We start from the raw sequence: 21,680 nt of genomic DNA on the forward strand, positions 1-21,680 counted from the left end.
AGAAACCACTCCACCAAAGTGGGGACACGTCACATGGCCGGCTTCCGTACGCCACCCGGCCACGGCGTCGGGCAGGCCCCAGTAGGGTAGAACCGTGCCAGTGAATCCCGACGCCGTTGGCCGCGCCTACGGCCCTCACGAGCCTTACGAGGTGACCCGCGTCAAGATCCGCGAGTTCGCGGACGCCGTTGACGCGAACTCCTTCGCGCACTTCAACCCCGATGCCGCACGAGCGGAGGGCTACGACGACCTGGTGGCCCCCACCACCTTCGCGGTGATCATCGCCCAGCGCGCGGAGTTTCACGTGGTGGTGGACCCGGAGGTGGGAGTCGACTTCTCCAAGGTGGTGCACGCGGACGAGCGGTTCACCCACCACCGGCCCATCGTCGCCGGCGACGTCATCTCCACCACCGTGCACATCGACAACATCACGCAGCGCGCAGGCATCTCGATGGTGACAACTCGCGCCGAGCTTGAGGACGCGGACGGCAACCCGGTCGCGACGGTGCTGTCCACGCTTGCCGTGAGGGAGGACGCATGAGCGACGAGAACCTGCCGACCTTTGCCGGGCTCGAGGTGGGCCAGGTCGTGGCCACTCGCGAGGTCGAGTTCACGCGCGACACCCTGGTGCGCTACGCCGGGGCCTCTGGTGACTTCAACCCCATCCACTACAACGACGTGTTCGCTCAGGGAGTTGGGCTGCCCGGCGTGATCGCGCACGGCATGCTGACCATGGGCACCGCGGCCTCCGTGGTCGAGGAGTGGGCGGCCCCGGCAACGTCCAGGACTTCCAGACGCGCTTCACTAGGCCCATCGCGGTGCCGAATCCCGGGACGGCCACCGTGAAGTTCACGGCGACGGTCGGGGCGCTCGATCCGGAGCTCAACACCGCCCGAATTGACGTCAATGTGGAGTTTGAGGGGGTCCGGGTGCTGGGCAAGGCGCAGGCACTCGTCGCCTGCGCGTAAGTTTCGCGGCGAGTTGCGCCTCTCAGCGCGCGTTCACCATCTGTTTACTGCCAGTATTCCGGCATGGCAGAAACACAAACAGAGGAGAAGGCCGAGCCCGTCACCGGGCTCGATCGCTACTTCCGGATCTCCAAGCGGGGATCCTCGATCGGTCGTGAGTTCCGTGGTGGACTCACGACCTTCTTCACGATGGCGTACATCGTGGTCCTCAACCCGATCATCCTTGGCACTGTCCCGGACAAGGATGGCAACTTCATCGGCGGAAGCCCTGACGGCCCCAATGTCGTAGCTGTCGCGGCGGCGACGGCGCTCGTCGCGGGCATCATGACGATCCTGATGGGTTCGCTCGCGCGATTCCCCATCGCGATCGCGGCGGGCCTCGGCCTCAATGCGTACGTGACGTTCGGCCTCGTTGGCGGCGGCCTGTTCACGTGGCCCGAGGCGATGGGCCTCATCATCGTGGAGGGCGCGGTGGTGCTCATCCTGGTGCTGACCAAGCTGCGCCTCAAGTTCCTCTACGCGGTGCCCATGGCGCTCAAGAAGGCCATCGCGGCCGGCATCGGCCTGTTCCTCGCGTACATCGCGTTCTGGGACTCGCGCCTAGTTCTCGACGACTCGAGCGGCGCCACCCCCGGCTCGTTCGGCGTCGGCGGCGGCTTCAACAGCTGGCCGTCGGTGATCTTCGTGTTCGGCATCCTGCTCGGCGCGATCCTGCTGGTGAAGAAGGTTCACGGCGCGCTGCTGATCACGATCGCGGTCGGCACGGTGCTCGCGTTCATCGTGGAGGCCGTGGCGAACCTCGGTTCTGTGCTCGAAAACCCGCGCGGCTGGTCGCTCGTGGTGCCGTCGTTCGATGGACTGAAGTGGGACATCGTTCCCGACTTCAGCCTCCTCGGCCAGTTCTCCATCACGGGTCCCTTCACGCACGGGCCCGCTCTCGTCACGGTCTTGCTGATCGTCTTCTCGCTGCTCGTCGTCGACTTCTTCGACACCATGGGCACGATGACGGCCGTTGGCGAGGAGGCCGAGCTCAACGACGAGGACGGCATCCCCGAGGACTCGCAGGCGATCCTCGTTGTCGACTCGGTGGCGGCCATGGCCGGTGGTGCGGCGTCGGTGTCGTCGAACACGGCATACATCGAGTCGGCGTCCGGTGTGGGCGACGGTGCCCGCACGGGCATCGCGTCCATCGTGACCGGACTCGCGTTCCTCGTGGCCGTGTTCCTGGCCCCGCTCGCGCAGATCGTGCCGTTCGAGGCCGCGACCCCCGTGCTCGTGCTCGTGGGTCTGATGATGCTGCGCACCGCGGTTGACCTTGACTGGCGCGACTACCGCATCGCGGTTCCCGCGTTCCTCACGATCATCGCGATGCCGTTCGGCTACTCGATCTCCGCGGGCATCGGCCTCGGCTTCGTGTCCTACGTGGTCATCAACGCCTTCACCGGCAAGATCAAGGAGATCAAGCCGCTCATGTGGGTTGGCGCGGCGGCGTTCGTCGTCTACTTCTCCATGGTCGGGCTCGACACGCTCATCAACTAGGGAGTGCGGAAGGGGCGTCGCCTTCGCGGGCGGCGCCCCTTCTGCCTGCCCGACGCCGTGGTGACGGCCGTACGCGGCTCGCCTTAGCGTCGGGCCGGGCAGGGCGCGAAGCGAGGGACGCCTGCGCGAAACGTCCGTCAGGAGGCTACGCGCCGCCCAAGAAGCTACGCCGGGACGGGCCCGGTGGTGTTGCCGCGGCGGAACTCGAGCGGCATGAGCACCCGCTCCGGCGTACGTCCCTCGAGCAGCGCCTTGACCTCGGCGGCGAGCACGCGGCCCTTGGCGGCGCCGTCCTGCTTCATGGTTGTGACCTCATGCGGCGTCACCCACGGCAGGTCGAGGCCGTCGAAGCCGGTGACGGAGAGATCGTCGGGGACGGACATGCCCTGCTCCCTGGCGGCGAGGATCACGCCTCCTGCGAGGAGGTCGGACTGGCACACGATGGCCGTGGGCTTCGAGGGGTGCGAGAGCGCGAGGTGGCCCGCGGCGATGCCGTCCTCGACCATCGACGCGTGAGACTCGATGATCACGCACGGCTCGATTCCGGCGAGCTCAAACGCGTCGAGGCGGTGGTGGATGGGCGTCCATGCGGCCCGCGAGGTTTCGGCGCGCGTGATGACGCGAGTGTCTCCCTCCACGCCGAACGGCAGCGTGATGGTGCCGATGCGCTCGTGCCCCAGTTCGCGAAGGTGGCTGATGAGGCGAACGGTGGCCTCGGTGTCGTCGATGTCGAGCGATCCCGCACCCTCGGGCGCAGGGCCCTCCATCACGACCAGCGGGATGCCTCGCCTGCGCGCGATCGCGAGGGCGGGCTCGTCGTGGTCGCGGACGCGGAGCACCACCACGGCGTCCATGGCCGCGTTGTCGAGCAGCGTGCGCTCGCCTTCCTCGCCAGTGGGCTGCGGGATGAGGAGCACGCCAACGCCCATGGCGCCGAAGTCGGCGATGAGGGCGTCGAGGATGCGCAGGTTCAGGGGGTCGCGGAATGACCGGGCGAACTTCTCGTGGATGACCACGCCGACGATGCCGGAACGGCCAGAGCGCAGCGCGCGCCCCTGCGGGGACGGACCGCCGTACCCGAGTTCCTCCGCCGCCCGCTCAACACGGGCCTTGGTGTCGGGTGAGATGGGACCGGCGCCCGAGTAGGTCAGCGACACCGTGGACAGCGACACGCCCGCGCGAGCGGCAACGTCTGCCATGGTCGGCTTCTTGAGCTTCGACACGCCGTACCCCTTTGAACGTAGCGTTTGGCCCAAGCGTAGCGGCACCAGCCAGCGAATTCGTAACGATTGAAGGCAACCCTACCAAGCGGTCAGTGGGGGCCCTTTCATGCGAGAGAATGAACCGTGAGTATCGCGACCGTCGATCCGAGCCCTCAGCGAGTCGCCCGCGCCCGACTCGGGGTCCTCGGCCTGTTCTGGCTCATGGGCGTGCTTCTCAGCACGTACGTGTCTCGCGTTCCCAGTGTGGCGAAGCTCCTCGATGTGACGACGGGGCGGCTCGCCCTGCTCATGCTCGCGGGAGCGGTCGGCGCGCTGGCCGCCCTCACCGTCACGGGTTGGGTGGTCGCGAAGTTCGGCACCAAGCGCGTGCTGTGGTGGTCGTCGTTCGTCTACCTGGCGGCGTTCCTCACGGTCGCGTGGTCCACGGCGGCGGGTTCGCAGTTCTGGTTCGCGTTTGGCCAGTTCTTCGTGTCGTTCGCCTTCGCCTTCACCAACGTCTCCATGAACGCCGAGGCCGCGAACGTGGAGCACTGGATGAAGCGCGCGGTGATGCCGCACTTCCACGCCTCGTTCTCCGTGGGCATGGCCATCGGCATCGCCTTTGGTGCGCTCGTGTCGCACTTTGGGGTGTCTCCCGCGGTGCACTTCGCGTGCGTCGCGCTCGCACTCACGGCGTTCCGGCTCGCGATCATCCCCGCCGCGGTCGTGCGCGGCGCCCCCGACCCCGCGGGCGCGCCCACGGGCATCGGCGGCCCCTTCAAGACGGCCCGCGACGAGTATCGCGAGCGCCGAGTGATCCTCATCGGCCTCATCGTGTTCGCGGCGTCCACCATCGAGGGCGCCGCAGCCCAGTGGTCGTCGCTCGCCGTGGTGCAGGCGTTCGACACCACCGAGGCCATCGGCGACATCGCCTACTGGGTGTTCGTGGTGGCGATGGTGACCACCCGCGGCTTCGGCGCGCACATCATCGGCCGCGTCGGGCGCGTGGTTTCGCTGCGGGTATCGGCGGTGCTCGTGTTCCTAGGCGTGCTCGTCTTCGCGTTCACGCCAGTGTTCTGGGCCGTCCCCGTCGCGATGATTCTGTGGGGCCTCGGCGCGGGCCTTGGCGTGCCCATCGGCTTCTCCGCCGCCTCCGACGACCCCACCAAGGCCGCGGCCCGCGTCGCCGCCGTCTCGTCCTTCTCCACCGTCGCGGGCCTGATCATGCCGCAGGTCATCGGGCACCTCGGCGACGTCATCGAGCTGCGCAAGGCGCTTACGATCGCGTGCGCCGCGGCCGTGCTCTCGTTCGCGATCGCGCGGGCCGTTCGCACGCAAGGCCCGCTATTCCGCTCCCACCGGGCCTTGGCGCGAACGGTGAGCGGAACGTCGGCGATAGAGACGGACGCCGTGCGCTACGAGGAGGACAGGGACGCCGACGGCATCCCCGACGAGTTTCAGGACCCCCGCTAGCCTGTCCCCATGACCACCCTCGCCGAGCTCACGACCCTCCGGGTGGGGGGACCGGCCGCGCGCTTTCAAGAGGCGGCGACGGAGGCCGAGCTCATCGAGGCCGTGCGCGGGGCCGACGCTGACGGCGTGCCGCTGCTGGTGATCGGCGGGGGCTCAAACCTGCTGGTGGGCGACGCGGGCTTCGACGGACTCGTGCTTCGCGACGCGCGGCGGGACGTGCGCATCCAGGACGACGGCTTCTGCGGGGGCGTGTCCGTCACTGCCACCGCGGGCACGGTGTGGGACGCCGTGGTTGAGCGGGCCGTCGCCGAGGAGTGGGTGGGGCTCGAGGCCCTGAGCGGCATCCCCGGCTCCGTTGGCGCGGCCCCCGTGCAGAACATCGGCGCGTACGGCGCGGAGCTTTCCGACACCCTCGCTGCCGTTCGCGTGTGGGACCGCGAGAAGGGCGCCGTCCGCACGCTCACGCTCATCGAGCTGGGTTTCGGCTATCGCGACTCAGTGCTCAAGCGCTCGCTTGCCGCCCCATTCGGCCCGACGCCGCGGTACGTGGTCCTGGACGTCACCGTGCACACGCGGTTCGGTTCGCTCTCGGCGCCCGTGCGGTACGCGCAGCTGGCGTCGGCGCTTGAGATCGAGGTGGGGGACAAGGCGCCGATCTCCGCGGTCCGCGAGGCGGTGCTGGCGCTGCGAGGGTCCAAGGGCATGGTGCTGGATTCGGAGGACAACGACACCTGGTCGGCGGGATCGTTCTTCACGAACCCTGTGGTGACCACAGACCAGGTGCCGGAGGGCGCCCCCCGCTACCCAGCGTCGGGCGGAATGGTGAAGACGAGCGCGGCGTGGCTCATCGAGCACGCCGGGATCGAGAAGGGCTTTGCGCTGCCCGGATCGCGAGCCGCGATCTCGACGAAGCACACGCTCGCGCTGACCAATCGCGGTGGTGCGAGCGCTCGCGAGCTGCTTGACCTCGCGGCGCACGTGCAGGACGCCGTGGCCCGGGCGTGGGGGATAGCCCTCACGCCCGAGCCGGTGGTCGTTCCCTAGCCGTCGGCGGCGATTGCCTGGAGGATGTCCAGGCGGGACGCTCGCCACGCGGGCCAGATGGCCGCGAGGACGCCCGCGATGGCTGCGAGCACGGTGTAGACCGCCAGCCAGACCCACGGGATCGCAACGCGATCGAAGCCCTGATCCTTGAGCGACAGCACCAAGGCGGAGCCAAGGCCGACGCCAAGGATCATGCCCAGGATGGTGCCGAAGATCGCCATCACCATGGATTCGATGGTCACCATCCGCCACACGGAGCTGCGCTTCACACCCACAGCGCGCAGCAGGCCGATCTCGCGGGTGCGCTCAGTGACGGACAGCAGGAGCGTGTTCGCCACGCCGAGCAGCGCGATGAGCAGCGCCACCATCAGAAGCGCGGAGATGGTCGCGAGGATGAAGTCGATCGCCGTGGACGCGAGCTGAGCCAGCTGGTCGGGCCGTTGCAGGATCACCGTGGGGAAGTTCTCTGAGAGCGCGTCCGTGAGGGTGGTCTGCATCTCGTCCACATCGGTGCCGTCATCGAGCTTGACCTGCGCCTGGGCGATGTCGACGTCGCCGACGAGCGACTCACCCGTGTCCCAATCGACGAAGAAGTTCGCGTCGCCGTCGGCGTTGTACAGGCCCTTGACCTCGAGGTCTTGGGTGCCCGCCTCACCGGTGAGCTCCACGTGATCGCCGACCTTGACGCCGAGCGCCTGGATGGTGGAGTCGATGAACACGCCGCCCTTGACAGCAGTGAACTCGGGTGTGGTGTCGTAGTCGAACACCTGCACGGCGAGGTCGGGGTCGGTGATGCCGACGGAGTACGTCTCGCCCTCGTACTTGACGTAGCCGAGCCCAAGCGGCGCGACGAAGTCGACGCCGGGCGTGTCCTCGACGAGCTTGACCGCGTCCGGCGACACGAAGCCCTGCGCGTCAACCATGAAGAATTCGGCCTTGATCTGGCTGAACTCGCTCGTGACGAGCGACTTGAGGGACTCGGTGAAGGTAGCCGTCAGCGCGAGCAGCATGACGCCGATCATGAGCGCCGCCGCCGTGTTGGAGGAGCGTCGCGGCTCGCGGTGGATGTTGTTCGCCGCGAGCTTGCCGTCGACGCCCATCCACGCGGTGAGGACGCCCCGCAGGCCAAAGGCGAGCGGCACCAGTACCTGCGCCGCGAGCAGCGTGGCACCGAGGATCAGCAGCACCGCGCCAACGCCCACATAGATGTAGGGCCGGTCGAGCGAGGCGTACAGGCCCGTCGCCACCGCGACCGCGCCGAGCAGGAGCATCGCCCCGCCAACGATGTTGCGCCGTCCAAGCGGCTTGCGGGAGTCCGTGGCGGCCTCTCGCAGCGCCTCCATGGGGGAGATCCGCGAGGCATGGATGGCCGGCGCGATCGCCGCGCCGATCGTCACCAGCATGCCGAGCACGTAGCTCCACAGCACGCCGGCCACAGGCAGCCCAACCGCGCCGAAGATGTCGGCGCCCAGCAGCTTCACAAGCGCCGTGGCGCCCAGGGCGAACAGGTAGCCGATGCCGATGCCAACGGTGGTCGCCACGATGCCCACGATGACGGCCTCGAGCAGGATCGTGGTGCGCACCTGGCTGCCCGTGGCGCCGATCGCGCGCAGCAGCCCGAACTCCCGGGTCCGCTGCGTCACGATGATGCGGAACGTGTTGACGATGATGTACGCGCCAACGAAGAGCGCTACGAGGGCGAACACGATCGCGAAGATGTTGATGTAGTTGAAGATCGTGTCGAACTGACTCATGAGGTCGTCGGCCTTCTGTCGGCCCGTGACAGCGTGTGTGCCCTCCGGCAGCACCTTGGTGATCGCGGCGGCGACCTCCTCATTGTCGGCGCCGTCCTTGGTGACGATGCTTATCCCCTGGAAGCCGGGCTCGCCCGTGAGCGTGTGCGCCGCGGCGTCCGTGATGTACGCGAGGGTCGCGCCCTGAAGGTTGTTGTCGTCCCCAAATCGGACGGTGCCCACCAACGTGAACTCGTGGACGCCGTCGGACGCAGCGACCCTAACCGCGTCGCCTATCGCGTACCCGAGCCGCGTGAGCGAGTCGATGTCCATGACGATCTGGTCGTCCGCCTCGGGCCCGTGACCGTCGACGATCGTGGAGCGATCCAGCTGTGGGTCGCCAGACCAGTTGAAGAGCTGGGTGGGTCCGCCGCCAAAGGTGGGCGCAGCGTCGGGGTCCTTAGGCATGATGGTCGCCTGCACCTGCACGGAACCGACGGCCCTCTCGACGCCGTCGACCGCCTGCACGGCGGCCACGTCGTCGGCTGTGAAGATCGCGTCACCCTCCTGGAAGGGCTGATCACCGCCAACGCTCGCGTTGGGGTCCTGCTCCACGATGATGTCCTGACCGGCGTAGATGTCCGTGAAGAGCTTCGTGAAGCCATTGCGGAGCGAGCCGGTGAACGTGAAGGTCGCGGCCACGAGTGACACGCCGAGCGCCACGGCTATCGCGGTGAGGATGAGCCGTCCCGGCTTCTGCCGGACGGACTTGACGGCAAGTCTGAACACGGGTCAGCGCCCCATCTGCTTCATGCGGTCGAGGACCTTCTCGGCGGTCGGCTCGCGCATCTCGTCGACGATCACGCCGTCGACGAGGAACAGGATGCGGTCGGCATACGACGCCGCGGTCGGGTCGTGCGTGACCATCACGATGGTCTGGCCGAACTCCTTGACGGCACGGCGCATGAACCCGAGCAGCTCCGCGCCGGAGCGCGCGTCGAGGTTTCCGGACGGCTCGTCCGCGAAGATGATCTGCGGGCGCGAGACGAGCGCGCGCGCCACCGCGACGCGCTGCTGCTGCCCACCGGAAAGCTGCGCGGGCAGGTGGGTGAGACGGTCCCCGAGCCCCAGGATGCCGATGATCTCGTCGAACCACTCGGGGTCCACCTTGTTGCCTGCGATGTCGATGGGCAGAGTGATGTTCTCCTTCGCGGTGAGCGAGGGGATGAGGTTGAAGGACTGGAACACGAAGCCGATCAGGTCGCGGCGCACCTGGGTGATCTGCGCCTCGCTCAGCGAGGTGATGACCGTGCCCGAGATCGTGGACTCGCCGGCGGTGAGCCGGTCGAGGCCCGCGAGCGTGTGCAGCAGCGTGGACTTGCCGGAGCCAGAGGGGCCCATGATCGCCGTGAACTCGCCTTTGGCCATGTCCACGTTGATGCCGTTGAGGGCGCGAACCGCCGCTTCGCCGGAGCCGTAGTCCTTGTACCCGCCGCGCATGCTCGCGGCGATCTCGATCTGTGCTGGTGCGCTCATCAGAAACTCCTCTTGTGGTGTGCTGCGTCAAGTCTGTCCGACGCCGTGCCCGCGGGCTATCGTCCGCGGGGATGGTTCACCGATCGTTCGCATGGGGGACGCCCCCCAAGGGATTCGCGCCTTGCGCTACGCGCCCGGAACCACAATCCCCGACTCGTACGCCTCCACCACCGCCTGCACGCGGTCGCGCACGCCCAGCTTGGTGAGGATGTGGCTCACGTGCGTCTTGATGGTGGTCCCGGACACGAACAGCTCGCTCGCGATCTCGGTATTGGACAGCCCGCGCGCCATGAGCCGCAGCACCTCCAGCTCGCGATCGGAGAGGTCGCCTATTTCTTGCGCTTGGATGGGCACACGGCCCGACGCTGTGGTTGAGAACCGCTCGATCACTCGCCTCGTGACCTCGGGAGCGAGCATCGCCTCACCGCTCGCGACCACGCGGACCGCGTTGACCAAAGTGTCGCCGTCCGCGCTCTTCAGCAGGAAGCCCGAGGCGCCAAGCTGCAGCGCCTCGTAGACGTGCTCATCGTCGTCGAAGGTGGTGAGGATGACGACGCGCACGTTTGGGCACTCGGCGAGCACGGCTCGCGCGGCGGAGATGCCGTCGAGTTCCGGCATGCGGATGTCCATGAGGATCACGTCGGGGTGGGTGGAGGTCGCGAGCGCCACGGCCTCTGTGCCGTCCCCTGCCTCGCCGCAGACGGTGATGTCCGGCTCGGACTCGAGGATCATGCGCAGGCCCGCGCGCACCATCGCCTGGTCGTCCACGAGCCCAACGCGGATCACGACTCACCCCCAGTGAGAGTGCCGACCTCGCGGGTCTTGCCTGGCAGCGGCCGCATCGTCGGCAGCAGGGCCCTCAGCCGGTAGCCGCCGCCCGCCGCCGGCCCAATGTCGAAGGCGCCGCCGAGCGCCTCCACGCGCTCGCGCATCCCCACCACGCCGTGCCCTCCCGAAGGCGAGGGATCCGCGGAGGCGCCCCGGCCGTCGTCCCGTACCTCGATGGTGACGGAATCGGGGGCCTTGCGCACCTCAACGGTGGCGGAGGCGCCAGGGCCGGCGTATTTCAGCGCGTTCGTGAGCCCCTCCTGGATGATGCGGAACGCGTTGAGCTCCACGCCCGCGGGCACCGCGGCGTCGCCCGTGATGACGAGCCGCACGGGCATGCCGGCCTCGCGCACCTGGCGGGCGAGCGCCGGGACGTCCGCGAGCGAGGGGGCGGGCGTCAGGCCTTGGGTGCCGGCGGCGTCGGCCCTGAGCACCCCGATCATGCGCTGCATCTCATTGAGACCGCTGCGGCCGGCCGCGGAGATGGTGGTGAGCGCCTCGGCGATGCGGGGGTCGGCGTCGGCGGCGAGGCGGCGAGCGCCCTCCGCCTGGAGCGTCATGACGGTCATCTCGTGCGCTACGACGTCGTGGAGCTCCCGCGCGATGCGGGCGCGCTCGGTCGCGACGGCAGTGCGGGCGGCGTCCGCCGCGGCCTGCTCCTGGCGGGCGTGCACGCGCTCCAGCTCCGCGGTTCGCTCCGCGCGGTCGCGCTCCACGAACCCGAGCAGCAGCGGCAGCACGGTGCCGAACGCGACCGACATGAGCGCAGGCCACGCGACGGTGTCCGTGAACACCAGGCCGACCCCGGTCCACCCGAGCAGCAGCGCGCCAATGACGCTCGCCTGCACGATAGCCGCGCGCCTGGGCAGGTAGGCGGCGAGCCCGTAGATGCCGATGAATGGCGCTATCACCGCGAGTGAATCGGGGTAGCCGAGGCCCTGGACCACGATCCAAACGGCGGTGGTGCTCCACGCCACGGCCTTGGGGTAGCGCTGGCGCCACACCAAGGGCAGCACCTGGACAACGATGAGCACGACCCCCAACGCGTCCCACTCACGCTGCCCACCCTGCGGCTCGGAGGTGCGCGCCACGATGCTGACCGCCGTCAGCAGCAGCACGCTCGCCGCGATGAGCGCGTCCGCGAGCCGCGGGATCTTCACTCTCACCGCCTCAGCCTAGGCGCGGCCGCGTCAGCGGTCCTCTGGGCGCTGCCAGCGGAACGTGCGCACCGCCCAGATGGTGCCGACCACGAACCACAGCAGAAGGACCACCGCCGTCATCCCGTGCTGCCAGCTGCCGCTCGCCTCGGCCGTCTCGAACTCCGGTGGCAGAAAGACCGAACGCATGCCCTGTGCGAGCCACTTGAGCGGGAACACTGAGGCCACGTGCTGCAGGAACGTCGGCACCTCGGTGAACACGATGAATACGCCCGAGATGAATTGCAGGAACAGGGTGACCGGCGTGAGGATCGCGGAGCCGGCCCGAGCGTTGCGCAACAGCGAGCTCATCGCTATGCCGAGCGCAACCGACGCCGCCGTGCCCAGCAGGAACACCCAGGTGAAGGTGACCCAAGCGTCGGCCGTCGTTGGCAGATCCACGTCGTAGAACGCGACCCCAACCCAAATCAGCGCGGCGAGCTGCACCACGGAGATGAACAGCACCTGCGTCAGCTTGCCCGCGAAGAACGCGGTGGTGGGAAGCGGGGTGCCGTGCAGTCGCTTGAGGATGTCGGCGTCGCGGTCGGTGGAGAGTCCCAGCGCGAGCGACTGGAAGCCGGTGTTCATGATGCCGCTCGCGATCATGCCCGCGAGGAAGTACTGGCTGAAGCTCACGCCCTCGCCCACGTCCTGGCTGCCGAAGATCGACCCGAACACCACGAGCAGGAACACGGGGAACGCGAAGATGAAGATCATCTGCTCGCGCGAGCGCAGGAACTCCTTGAGTTCCACGCGCGTGCGGTCCACCGCGATGGACGTCCAGGTTGGGCGGCTCATTCGGCACCCCCGATGATCTCGAAGTAGACGTCCTCGAGGCTCGGCTTGGTGACGCTGAGTTCCGCGACCTCGCCAGTGGTGCGCGCGAGGAGCTCGCGGAGGGTTGCCGTTGGGGTCGGTGTCACGGCCCGACGCTGCTCGCCGTTCTCCCTCCACGTCACCACCGCGTCGGTTGCGCGGGCGCGAAGGCCCGCCGGGGTGTCGAGCGCGGCAACTTTGCCGTCGTTGATGATCGCGATGCGATCCGCGAGGTGCTCGGCCTCGTCGAGGTAGTGGGTGGTCAGCACGATCGTGGTGCCGCCCTCCCTGAGCGACTCGATGAGGGTCCAGAACTGGCGGCGGGCCTCCGGGTCAAAGCCGGTGGTCGGCTCGTCGAGGAACACGAGCTCGGGGCTGCCGACCACCGCGAGAGCCACGTCGAGGCGGCGCCGCTGTCCGCCGCTGAGGGTGCGGGGCTTCGCGTCCGCCTTCTCCTCGAGGCCAACGGCGTGCAGCAGCTCGCTTGCGTCCTTGGGGTTCGGGTAGAGGCGGCCCATGTGCGTGATGGCCTCGCGGGGCGTGAGCGCCAACTGGTCCGAGGTGGTCTGCAGCATGATCCCCAGCCGCTCGCGCCACTCGCGGACGGGCTTGGCAGGGTCGTGGCCCAGCACGGCGACGTCGCCGCCCGAGCGCTGCCGGAAGCCCTCAAGGATCTCGACCGTGGTGGACTTGCCCGCCCCGTTGGGCCCAAGGAGCGCGAAGACCTCCCCTTGGCCGATGCTCAGATCAAGCTCATCGACGGCTGCCTTGTCGCCGTACTGCTTGCGCAGCCCAGTGACCTCAATTGCGGTTGTCATAGGTCCGACGCTATCGGGGCTTTGGCGCAACCGTCGTCGTCCGCACGGGTGATTCGCAGCTCGTTCTACTGGCCGATCGCTGACCTACCGCGCGCGACCGCGCTGGTAGTTTCTTCGCATGCCCCAAGACTCTCAGCAGGAGCCTCGGGGCGGACTCGGCTGCCTGTGGGTGGTGCTCCTCGTGAGCGCGCCGTTCGTGCTGCTGGTGGCAATCGCGGTGTTCATACAGAGCGACGACGCTGCCTGGCGCCTTTGGGCGCTTGCGCTGCTCGCGCTCGCGCTCGCGGCTGCGCTGGGCTCCGTGTGGGTGCGGCGCATTGCGATGCGGCGGGCGAGCGATAGGCCTGCCGACCCGGCGGCGCGGCTGCGCAAGACGTTTGGCTCCAAGCGGCTGCAGGCCACCGTTGCCGCGCCCAACCCTGTTGGCGGTTCGCTCGCGCCCGCCTACGTGAGCGCGCCCTCTTCGTCCGATCTCACCACCGTTGGGGGCATCGCGGCCGGCGATGGGCGCATTCCGCGGGGACTGACAGTGGGATGGGTTCAGAATGGCGCGGAACTGCCGCGGCTCGACCTCTATTCGGCGAGCTTCGACGTCGAGCTGGCCCGCGCCGTGTCCGGCGAACTGGTGCCGGTGCAGCACGGCGACCTCATCGACGCCTGGCTCGTAGGGGCGGATCAGGCGGGCGCGCTCGCGCGCCTGATGGGGACCCTCTGCTCGCGGCCCTCAACACTCACGGCGAGCGGGCCATCGCGATCATCTTTGACGGGTGGGGCGTCACCTCGTTCTCCGACGACCCCGACGAGTTGGACCCGCTAGAGGCCATCGGCACGGCGGTGGGGATGCGGGGCGCGCTGCCGGATTCGCTGTACCGGCGCCGCGACGGTGCGGCGGAGCGCGACCCCGTGCTCGCGGGGCTCAGCGCCAAGACGGCCAGGCGCACCGCTGCGCTCGGCGCGCTCTCCAGCGAGGGCAGTGTCAAGGCGCAGTGGCAGGGGCTGACGATGGCGGGAGTGTTCCTCACCATCTTCTGCGTGGGCGCCCTGGGCGCGCTGTTGCGCGAGTCCGGAAATGCGGCCACGGGGACAATCGCAGCGCTGCTCTGCGGTGTCTTGGCCGGCGGCGCGCTCGCCGCAGTGTCGATCGCGGCGACGGTGAGGCTGGATCGGCGTCAGCGGCGGGTGGCCTATGAGGTGCGTCGTGCCGCGCGGGAACTCTCTGCTCGCTACCGCGCGCGCATGGTCTCCGGCGAGGAGGGATGGTCCCGCCCCCGTTCGGATCCATCGCTCGGCTGATCGCCTCTCCGGGCGCGGCGGGAACCCTCGACGGCATGGCGTTCGGCATGGCCTTCATGTCCGGCGATGTGGGCGTCGGTCGGCTCAGGGCTCGCACCTTCACGTCGCGCGTGGTGTGGGTGGAGGTCGAGCGACCCCTGCCCCCCGTGACATTCGTGCGGGAGGGGCTCTCGGAGCGCATGCTCGCGATCCTCGGCGGAGCGGATGTTGACGTCGAGTCGGCCGCGTTCAACGCGGCGTGGAGGGTGCGCGCTCACGACCCCCGGTTCGCGCACGCGATGCTGCAGCCAACGTTGATCGAGATGCTCGTTGGCGTGACCGAGCCGGGCATCGCGTTCCACATCGACGGCAACCGTGTGGCGGTGTGGGATGACGCGACCGTTGGCGAAGCCGACCTCGTCGGGCGCGCGCGGCTCGTCAGCGAGTTCGCTTCCCGCGTCCCTGCGTTCGTGGCGCAGGACTGGAACGCGGACCGCGCCTGACCGCGTGCTGTCGCGTCGTCTTCCTGCGTCCGCGCGAGCGGATCGCAAGACCGCCCTCAACCCTCCGCGAGAAGCCGCTGAATGCGCGCGACACCCTCAACCAGGTCGTCGTCGCCGAGCGCGTAGCTGAGGCGCACAAACCCGCTGGGGCCGAACGCCTCGCCGGGGACCACGGCGACCTCAGCCTCCTCGAGGATGATGGTCGCGAGGTCCGCGCTCGAGGTGACGTCGCGGCCGCAGATGGTGCGGCCGATGAGGCCTTCGACGGAGGGGTAGGCGTAGAAGGCGCCCTTGGGGGTGGGGCAGACCACGCCGTCGATCTCGCGGAGCATGTCGACCATGGTGGTGCGGCGTCGGTCGAAGGCCTTGCGCATGAGGTGGACGTCCTCAAGGCCGCCCTCGAGCGCCGCGATAGCCGCGCGCTGTGAGACGTTCGCGACGTTGGACGTGAGGTGGGACTGGAAGTTGGCGGCGGCCTTGGTGACGTCGCTGGGCGCGATCATCCAGCCGACGCGCCATCCGGTCATCGCGTAGGTCTTGGCCACGCCGTTGAGCACGACGGTCTGGTCCGCGAGTTCCGGGACCAGCTTGACGATGGGGGAGAAGACGGCGTCGTCGTAGGTGAGGTGCTCGTAGATCTCGTCGGTGAGCACCCAGATGCCGTGCTCGAGCGCCCACTCGCCGATCGCCTTGGTCTGCTCCGGGGAGTAGACCGCGCCCGTGGGGTTGCTTGGAGAGCAGAAGAGGAGGGCCTTGGTGCGCTCGGTGCGCGCGGCCTCGAGCTGCTCCACAGTGACGAGGTAGTCCTGGTCTGCGCCCGCGAAGACCTCTACGGGGGTGCCGCCCGCGAGCGCGATCGCCTCCGGGTAGGTGGTCCAGTACGGGGCAGGGAGGATGACCTCGTCGCCGGGGTCAACCACAGCGGCGAAGGCCTGGAACACGGCCTGCTTGCCGCCGTTGGTGACGATGACGTTGGCGGGGTCGATCTCGTAGCCGGAGTCGCGGAGGGTCTTGCGCGCGATGGCCTCGCGGAGTTCCGGGAGGCCGGTGGCGGGCGTGTAGCGGTGGTTCTTGGGGTCCCTAGCAGCCTGCACCGCGGCCTCGACGATGAAGTCCGGGGTGGGGAAGTCCGGCTCGCCCGCGCCGAAGCCGATGACGTTCTTGCCTGCGGCCTTGAGGGCCTTCGCCTTGGCGTCCACGGCGAGCGTGGCGGAGGGCGCTATGGCGGCGAGGCGTGCGGATACTCGGCGAGCAGGAGCGGTCATGCGGCCATTGTTCCACGGGTGCCTTCGTTGATTTCCAAGGGTCTCGGTGACCGAAGTGACAGGTGGGGCATCTTGGGCCCCAAGTTTCGTTCACACTAGTTGCATCCGTCACCGAGACCCTTGATTGTCTTGCGTCCACAGGGGGCTGGGGTCGGGAGGTTCTCCCCAGTTCGCGCTGAGGTTGGTTGTGCCCGCCCCACCGTCCCGGCAGATTCGCTCCCATGGATCCCGTCGCAGTCCTCGCCAGCCTTGGATTGGTCGCAAGGCGCAAGGAGCTGCTCGCGTGCGGCCTGACTGACAAGGATCTGATGGCGGCCGTGGCCGCCGGCAGGGTGCTGCGACCACACCGTGGCTGTTTCGCACTTCCGGACGCATCCTGGAGCCGCATCAAGGCGAAGGTCATGTCGGCTCAGCTGACATGCCTGAGTGCGCTGCGCGCGCTCGATCTCCCGCTCCTTGAGCCCTACACGGGACTGCATCTCGCCATTCCCCCACACCGGGGATTCGTCCAGGGCGACAAGCGCCTTCGCGAGGGGCTGCGGTTTCATCGGACCGATAACGCGGTGAGTCCGGGAGTTGTCGCGCCAGTCGCGACCGTGTTGGACCACCTCGGCCTCTGCGCTGCCCCGCTCACTCAGTTGGCCGCTATCGATGCTGCGATGCACGACGGTCTCCTGACCGAGCCGCAGCTCGCGGCCTTCTCGGCTACGCCGCTGCACAGACTGCGTTGGCTGGAACGTCACGCCGAGCCAAGAACGCAGTCACCCCGCGAAACGAAAGTGCGACTTGAGCTCTTGGCGGCGGGACTCGCAGTGGAGCCCCAAGCCGAGATTCCGGGCCTCGGCCACGCGGACCTTCTCGTGGAGCACGTCGTGGTTGTCGAGTGCGACGGGTTTAGCTTCCATGGCAATGAGGCCGCATTCAACGAGGACCGCAGGCGAGACCGGGTATGCGAGATGCTCGGCCTCAGTAGATTGCGGTACACCGGTGCGGAGGCATTGGCCTCCAAAGGCGAGATCGCCGCTGACGTGAAGCGCATGCTCTCCCTGCGCCAGCGACAATCAAGGGTCTCAGGGACTGGAGTGGCGGGTGTTGACTGACCTGGCCCCAATCAGGTCCCAACCTCACCTTCAGTCCCAGCGCCCCTTGATTGTCAGACCCCCGTTCGCATCCAGCCCCAAAACCACGTACACTGGCAAGTCGGCGATTGACATTCGTCATGATGGTTCGCGCCCTTGCGAGCCCCGTGACACGTGAAGAGAGCCTCGGGGCCCAACCCCCGAAGGGCAGTGGCGCAATTGGTAGCGCATCGGTCTCCAAAACCGACGGTTGGGGGTTCGAGTCCCTCCTGCCCTGCGTTTGCGGGCGATTCCCGCAGAGCAACTCAGCACAAGCAAAGGACGTTCGGTGAGCGAGAGCGCTGTTACGGAACACGAAGAGAAGGGCCCGCACCGCAAGCACAGCGAGCGCCGCAACATCTTCGGACGCATCGCGCTGTTCGTGCGCCAGGTGATCGCCGAGCTCAAGAAGGTCGTCACCCCGTCGCGCGAGGAGACGCTCCGCTACATCTGGATCGTTCTCGGCTTCGTGCTGGTGATGATGCTGATCGTCGGTGTTTTCGACTTCGTTCTCGGCTTCCTTGCCGACAAGGTCTTCGGCGGCTAAGGCCGCCGACTGTTAGGAGAGATTCGCGTGTCTGACCAGACTGCAGACGGCGTCGTGGACGTCGAGGATGTCGTCACCGACGATGTCGTCACCGACGATGTCGTCACCGACGATGTCGAGACGCCCGACGCTGCCCCCGAAGAGGTCGTCGAGACGCCCGACGCTGTGGCTGAGGAAGCCGCCGACGTCGCCGAGGCTCCGGCCGAGGAGGCCGCCGACCCCGCCGCTGAGTTCCTCGCCGAGCTCCGCGCTCGCGAAGGCGACTGGTACGTGGTGCACAGCTACTCGGGCCACGAGAAGCGCGTGAAGCAGGCGATCGAGCACCGCATCGAGTCGCTCCACATGGAGGACTACATCTTCCAGGTCGAGGTCACGATGGAGCAGGTCACCGAGATCAAGGGCGGCCAGCGCAAGCAGATCACGCGCGTGCGTATGCCCGGATACGTCCTGGTCCGCATGGACCTCACGGACGAGTCGTGGGGCGCCGTGCGCAACACGCCTGGCGTGACGGGCTTCGTGGGTCACGCCCACCAGCCGGTGCCGCTCACCCTCGACGAGGTCGTCTCGATGCTGGCCCCGCCGGAGGTGCAGGCCTCCGCCCAAGGTGAGGAAGCGTCGGCCGCCGCGAAGACGATCGAGGTTGACTTCCAGGTCGGCGAATCGATCACCGTCATCGACGGCCCGTTCGCGACGCTGCCCGGCACCATCTCCGAGATCTCGGTGGAGTCCCAGAAGCTCCACGTTCTCGTCTCAATCTTCGGCCGGGAGACTCCGGTCGAGCTGTCCTTCAACCAGGTCCAGAAGATCTAGTCGAGACAGCGCCACCGCGGCCGCCAGCCGCGACAGCTAAGAAAGTAAGGACCCAAGAATGGCACCCCCCAAGAAGAAGGTTGCCGGCCTGATCAAGCTCCAGATCCAGGCTGGTATGGCGAATCCCGCCCCGCCCGTCGGCCCCGCACTGGGCCAGCACGGCGTGAACATCATGGAGTTCTGCAAGGCCTACAACGCGGCCACCGAGTCGCAGCGCGGAAACGTGATCCCCGTGGAGATCACGGTCTATGAAGACCGTTCCTTCACGTTCATCACCAAGACCCCGCCGGCCGCAGAGCTCATCAAGAAGGCCGCTGGCGTCGCCAAGGGCTCCGGTGTCCCGCACACGCAGAAGGTCGGCTCGCTGACCGAGGCGCAGGTGCGCGAGATCGCCGCCCAGAAGATGGAAGACCTCAACGCCAACGACATCGACGCCGCCGCCAAGATCATTGCCGGCACCGCGCGCTCGATGGGCATCACGGTCTCCTAAGGCCGCACCCAAGAGAAAGAAAGTGGACGGGTCGCGCTGACCCACTGCCCACGACTGCACAGGAAAGAGAAGCAGATGACCAAGCGCTCCAAGGCTTACAACGACGCCGCACAGCTCGTTGACCGCAGCCAGCTCTACACCCCGCTCGAGGCCGTTCGCCTCGCGCAGAAGACGTCCTCCAAGAAGACCGACTCGACCATCGATGTCGTCTTCAAGCTGGGCGTTGACCCTCGTCACGCGGACCAGATGGTCCGTTCCACCGTCATCCTTCCGCACGGCACCGGCAAGACCGCTAGGGTCCTGGTCTTCGCCAACGGCGAGAAGGCAGACGCCGCCCGCGAGGCCGGCGCCGACATCGTCGGTGGCGACGAGCTCATCGATGAGGTGGCCGGCGGCCGTCAGGACTTTGACGCCGTTGTCGCCACCCCGGACCTCATGGGCAAGGTCGGCCGCCTCGGCCGCGTGCTCGGTCCGCGTGGCCTCATGCCGAACCCCAAGACGGGCACCGTGACGATGGACGTGGCCAAGGCCGTGTCCGACATCAAGGGCGGCAAGATCGAGTTCCGCGTCGACAAGCACGCCAACCTGCACACGGTGCTGGGCAAGGCGTCCTTCGGCGACGAGAAGCTGCTCGAGAACTACAAGGCCGTCCTCGACGAGGTCCTGCGCGCCAAGCCGTCCTCCTCGAAGGGTCGCTACATCATCAAGGCGGCGATCTCCGCGACGACCGGCCCCGGCATCCCCGTGGACGCGCTCGCCAAGGCGGAGTAACCAGAGCTGCAACGCTTGAGGCCCGGCCCCTGCTCTTGGGGGGCCGGGCCCTTGCGTTTCCCGTGCGAGGCCCGACGCCGTGGCCGGCCCGCGGTGGCGACGCGCTGGTTGCCGACGCACCCCAGCGTCGGGTAAAGTAGACGAGCCCAAGACCGCCGGTCGTCGGGCCCAGGCAACTGGGAACGGCCGAAGTTCTGAGAAATCAGAAGTCCTGCGTAGGTGAACCGAAGTGCCCAGCTGGCAACAGCGTCGGGCATACACGGCCTCGCCTGCGCGAGGCCTTTTGCATTTCCTGGAGCGGGCAGGCGGTCAACGTCCAGGAAGGATAACTATGGCGACGCCAGAAAAGGTGGCCGCGGTAAGCGAGCTCGCGGACAACTTCCGCAACTCGACCGCCGTGCTGGTCACCGAGTACCGCGGCCTGACCGTCAAGCAGCTTGCATCGCTGCGCGGCCAGCTTCGTGGTACCGCGACCTACGCGGTTGCGAAGAACTCTCTGACGGCGCTCGCGGCCAAGGACGCCGGTGTTGAGGGAATTGATCACCTCTTCGTCGGCCCCACGGCCATTGCATTCGTCACCGGTGACCCGGTGGAGGCTGCAAAGGGTCTTAAGGCTTTTGCCAAGGGGAACGACAAACTCGTCATCAAGGGCGGCGTTCTCGAAGGCAAGGCGATCTCTGCTGAAGAGGTCCTCAAGCTGGCCGACCTCGAGTCCCGCGAGGTTCTGCTCGCCAAGGCTGCAGGCGCTATGAAGGCGTCGCTCTTTGGTGCTGCATACCTGTTCCAGGCGCCACTGTCGAAGGCAGTGCGCACCGTTGACGCCCTGCGCGAAAAGCAGGATTCCGCGGCCTAACGCCGCGCGGCGCAAGCCGCACCCCAGAACCCACTGCTTTCACGCAGGCAACAAGTAAAGGAAACACCATGGCTAAGCTCAGCACCGCCGAGCTCATCGACCAGTTCAAGGAGCTTTCGCTCATCGAGCTCTCCGAGTTCGTGAAGGCGTTCGAGGAGACCTTCGAGGTCACCGCCGCCGCTCCGGCCGCCGTTGCGGTTGCCGCCCCCGCCGGTGGCGGCGCGGACGCCGAAGAGGTTGAGGAGAAGGACTCCTTCGACGTCGTTCTGGCCGCCGTTGGCGACAAGAAGATCCAGGTCATCAAGGAGGTCCGTGCCCTCACGAACCTCGGTCTTGGCGAGGCCAAGGCGCTCGTCGACGAGGCCCCCAAGACGGTTCTCGAAGGCGCCAAGAAGGAAGACGCCGAGAAGGCCAAGGAGGTCCTCGAGGCCGCCGGCGCCACGGTCGAGCTCAAGTAACTTCAGCTCTGCTTCAGAGGCCGGGTCGCTCCGATAGGGCGGCCCGGCCTTTGCGTTCCCCACGGGTTGACTCTCAAGGGTCGCGGTGACGCATGTGACGCATGTGAAGGAGTTGGGTTGGGGCGCCGCCCCATCCGCACCACCCGTCCCAGCGACCCTTGTTTGTCTCTCAAGACGGCCCGACGCTGGGGTGGGCTTATCCACAATCGTTGCCACAGCGTCGGGCTGGGGGAGTAGGCTTGTGCGCTAGGCGAGAGCCTCTCGGCGTGGCGACTGGACGATGGAGTCCAGGGCTGGACAATGCCGCGCGCGTCGGGTAGGCTAGCGATTTGCGCTGTCTAATGCCCTGCCCTCATATGCCTACCTTGCGTGCGCCTGCTATCTGGCAGTAACGCCCTGGGATCCGGTGGAGCCGTGGATTCGACTCGTGTCTCGCACGA

22 protein-coding genes, 1 tRNA gene and 1 pseudogene are annotated in these 21,680 nt (G+C 67.8%); 16 read left to right on the forward strand and 8 right to left on the reverse strand.

Annotated elements, in window-relative coordinates; genetic code table 11:
* The first annotated feature begins 94 nt into the window (after positions 1 to 94).
* The 3 genes and pseudogenes from NVV57_07255 (at position 95) to NVV57_07265 (ending at position 2,507) form a co-directional block, all read left to right on the forward strand.
* Positions 95 to 541 (forward strand): MaoC family dehydratase N-terminal domain-containing protein, encoded by a 447-nt coding sequence (locus NVV57_07255; GenBank protein MCR6712489.1) that lies wholly within the window; start codon positions 95 to 97, stop codon positions 539 to 541.
* Positions 538 to 968: pseudogene (locus tag NVV57_07260) on the forward strand (MaoC/PaaZ C-terminal domain-containing protein). Before NVV57_07255 ends, NVV57_07260 begins: the two are co-directional and overlap by 4 nt.
* A gap of 63 nt (positions 969 to 1,031) precedes the next feature.
* Positions 1,032 to 2,507 carry an NCS2 family permease gene (locus NVV57_07265; GenBank protein ID MCR6712490.1) on the forward strand — a complete coding sequence of 492 codons (1,476 nt, stop codon included), beginning with the start codon at positions 1,032 to 1,034 and terminating at the stop codon, positions 2,505 to 2,507.
* 164 nt (positions 2,508 to 2,671) lie between these two features.
* Here NVV57_07265 and NVV57_07270 read toward each other — a convergent pair whose 3' ends face one another.
* On the reverse strand, positions 2,672 to 3,730 hold the full coding sequence (locus NVV57_07270; GenBank protein ID MCR6712491.1) for a LacI family DNA-binding transcriptional regulator: 1,059 nt from the start codon (positions 3,728 to 3,730) through the stop codon (positions 2,672 to 2,674).
* Between the two features lie 123 nt (positions 3,731 to 3,853).
* Here NVV57_07270 and NVV57_07275 point away from each other — a divergent pair, with 123 nt between their 5' ends.
* The gene (locus NVV57_07275; protein MCR6712492.1) at positions 3,854 to 5,182 is read left to right on the forward strand and encodes an MFS transporter; all 1,329 of its coding nucleotides are present in this window, start codon (positions 3,854 to 3,856) and stop codon (positions 5,180 to 5,182) included.
* Positions 5,183 to 5,191: 9 nt separating this feature from the next.
* Positions 5,192 to 6,226, forward strand: a complete 1,035-nt coding sequence (locus NVV57_07280) for a UDP-N-acetylmuramate dehydrogenase (GenBank protein MCR6712493.1) — start codon at positions 5,192 to 5,194, stop codon at positions 6,224 to 6,226.
* Here the strand turns inward: NVV57_07280 and NVV57_07285 are convergent.
* The 6 genes from NVV57_07285 to NVV57_07310 all read right to left on the reverse strand — a co-directional run bounded on the left by NVV57_07285 (position 6,223) and on the right by NVV57_07310 (position 13,153).
* Complete coding sequence (locus NVV57_07285; GenBank protein MCR6712494.1) at positions 6,223 to 8,748, reverse strand: ABC transporter permease; 2,526 nt, start codon at positions 8,746 to 8,748, stop codon at positions 6,223 to 6,225. The genes NVV57_07280 and NVV57_07285 overlap by 4 nt on opposite strands.
* 3 nt (positions 8,749 to 8,751) lie before the next feature.
* Positions 8,752 to 9,495: an ABC transporter ATP-binding protein gene (locus tag NVV57_07290; GenBank protein ID MCR6712495.1), complete on the reverse strand. Its 744-nt coding sequence runs from the start codon at positions 9,493 to 9,495 to the stop codon at positions 8,752 to 8,754.
* Positions 9,496 to 9,621: 126 nt separating this feature from the next.
* Positions 9,622 to 10,281 (reverse strand): response regulator transcription factor, encoded by a 660-nt coding sequence (locus NVV57_07295; GenBank protein ID MCR6712496.1) that lies wholly within the window; start codon positions 10,279 to 10,281, stop codon positions 9,622 to 9,624.
* The gene (locus NVV57_07300; protein ID MCR6712497.1) at positions 10,278 to 11,489 is read right to left on the reverse strand and encodes a sensor histidine kinase; all 1,212 of its coding nucleotides are present in this window, start codon (positions 11,487 to 11,489) and stop codon (positions 10,278 to 10,280) included. The genes NVV57_07295 and NVV57_07300 overlap by 4 nt, the downstream gene beginning before the upstream one ends.
* Positions 11,490 to 11,513: 24 nt before the next feature.
* A complete protein-coding gene (locus NVV57_07305) occupies positions 11,514 to 12,317 on the reverse strand; it encodes an ABC transporter permease (GenBank protein ID MCR6712498.1) in 804 nt (267 codons plus the stop codon).
* On the reverse strand, positions 12,314 to 13,153 hold the full coding sequence (locus NVV57_07310; GenBank protein ID MCR6712499.1) for an ABC transporter ATP-binding protein: 840 nt from the start codon (positions 13,151 to 13,153) through the stop codon (positions 12,314 to 12,316). Before NVV57_07310 ends, NVV57_07305 begins: the two co-directional genes overlap by 4 nt.
* A 118-nt stretch (positions 13,154 to 13,271) precedes the next feature.
* Between NVV57_07310 and NVV57_07315 the strand changes: the two genes are divergently transcribed.
* The 3 genes from NVV57_07315 to NVV57_07325 are packed head-to-tail and all read left to right on the forward strand — an operon-like array spanning position 13,272 to position 14,928.
* Positions 13,272 to 13,970: a hypothetical protein gene (locus NVV57_07315; GenBank protein ID MCR6712500.1), complete on the forward strand. Its 699-nt coding sequence runs from the start codon at positions 13,272 to 13,274 to the stop codon at positions 13,968 to 13,970.
* Positions 13,958 to 14,446 carry a hypothetical protein gene (locus NVV57_07320; GenBank protein MCR6712501.1) on the forward strand — a complete coding sequence of 163 codons (489 nt, stop codon included), beginning with the start codon at positions 13,958 to 13,960 and terminating at the stop codon, positions 14,444 to 14,446. Before NVV57_07315 ends, NVV57_07320 begins: the two co-directional genes overlap by 13 nt.
* Positions 14,410 to 14,928, forward strand: a complete 519-nt coding sequence (locus NVV57_07325; GenBank protein MCR6712502.1) for a hypothetical protein — start codon at positions 14,410 to 14,412, stop codon at positions 14,926 to 14,928. Before NVV57_07320 ends, NVV57_07325 begins: the two co-directional genes overlap by 37 nt.
* Positions 14,929 to 14,984: 56 nt before the next feature.
* Here NVV57_07325 and NVV57_07330 read toward each other — a convergent pair whose 3' ends face one another.
* Positions 14,985 to 16,193 (reverse strand): pyridoxal phosphate-dependent aminotransferase, encoded by a 1,209-nt coding sequence (locus NVV57_07330; GenBank protein MCR6712503.1) that lies wholly within the window; start codon positions 16,191 to 16,193, stop codon positions 14,985 to 14,987.
* A gap of 221 nt (positions 16,194 to 16,414) precedes the next feature.
* On the opposite strand from NVV57_07330, the gene NVV57_07335 reads away from it, so the two are divergent.
* From NVV57_07335 to rplL, 8 genes are all read left to right on the forward strand, one after another.
* Positions 16,415 to 17,293, forward strand: a complete 879-nt coding sequence (locus tag NVV57_07335) for a hypothetical protein (GenBank protein MCR6712504.1) — start codon at positions 16,415 to 16,417, stop codon at positions 17,291 to 17,293.
* Positions 17,294 to 17,476: 183 nt separating this feature from the next.
* Positions 17,477 to 17,549: transfer RNA gene (locus NVV57_07340), tRNA-Trp, on the forward strand.
* A gap of 51 nt (positions 17,550 to 17,600) precedes the next feature.
* Complete coding sequence (gene secE, locus NVV57_07345) at positions 17,601 to 17,858, forward strand: preprotein translocase subunit SecE (protein ID MCR6712505.1); 258 nt, start codon at positions 17,601 to 17,603, stop codon at positions 17,856 to 17,858.
* 27 nt (positions 17,859 to 17,885) lie between these two features.
* A complete protein-coding gene (nusG, locus tag NVV57_07350) occupies positions 17,886 to 18,668 on the forward strand; it encodes a transcription termination/antitermination protein NusG (protein ID MCR6712506.1) in 783 nt (260 codons plus the stop codon).
* A 58-nt stretch (positions 18,669 to 18,726) separates the two neighbouring features.
* Positions 18,727 to 19,158, forward strand: coding sequence for a 50S ribosomal protein L11 (gene rplK, locus NVV57_07355; protein ID MCR6712507.1), 432 nt, complete (start codon positions 18,727 to 18,729; stop codon positions 19,156 to 19,158).
* Between the two features lie 75 nt (positions 19,159 to 19,233).
* Positions 19,234 to 19,929 (forward strand): 50S ribosomal protein L1, encoded by a 696-nt coding sequence (gene rplA / locus NVV57_07360; protein MCR6712508.1) that lies wholly within the window; start codon positions 19,234 to 19,236, stop codon positions 19,927 to 19,929.
* 331 nt (positions 19,930 to 20,260) lie between these two features.
* A complete protein-coding gene (gene rplJ, locus NVV57_07365; GenBank protein MCR6712509.1) occupies positions 20,261 to 20,782 on the forward strand; it encodes a 50S ribosomal protein L10 in 522 nt (173 codons plus the stop codon).
* 68 nt (positions 20,783 to 20,850) lie between these two features.
* On the forward strand, positions 20,851 to 21,240 hold the full coding sequence (rplL, locus tag NVV57_07370; protein ID MCR6712510.1) for a 50S ribosomal protein L7/L12: 390 nt from the start codon (positions 20,851 to 20,853) through the stop codon (positions 21,238 to 21,240).
* Positions 21,241 to 21,680: the final 440 nt, after the last annotated feature.

Source organism: Demequina sp. (genome assembly GCA_024707205.1).
In the GTDB taxonomy this organism is placed as follows: Bacteria; Actinomycetota; Actinomycetes; order Actinomycetales; family Demequinaceae; genus Demequina.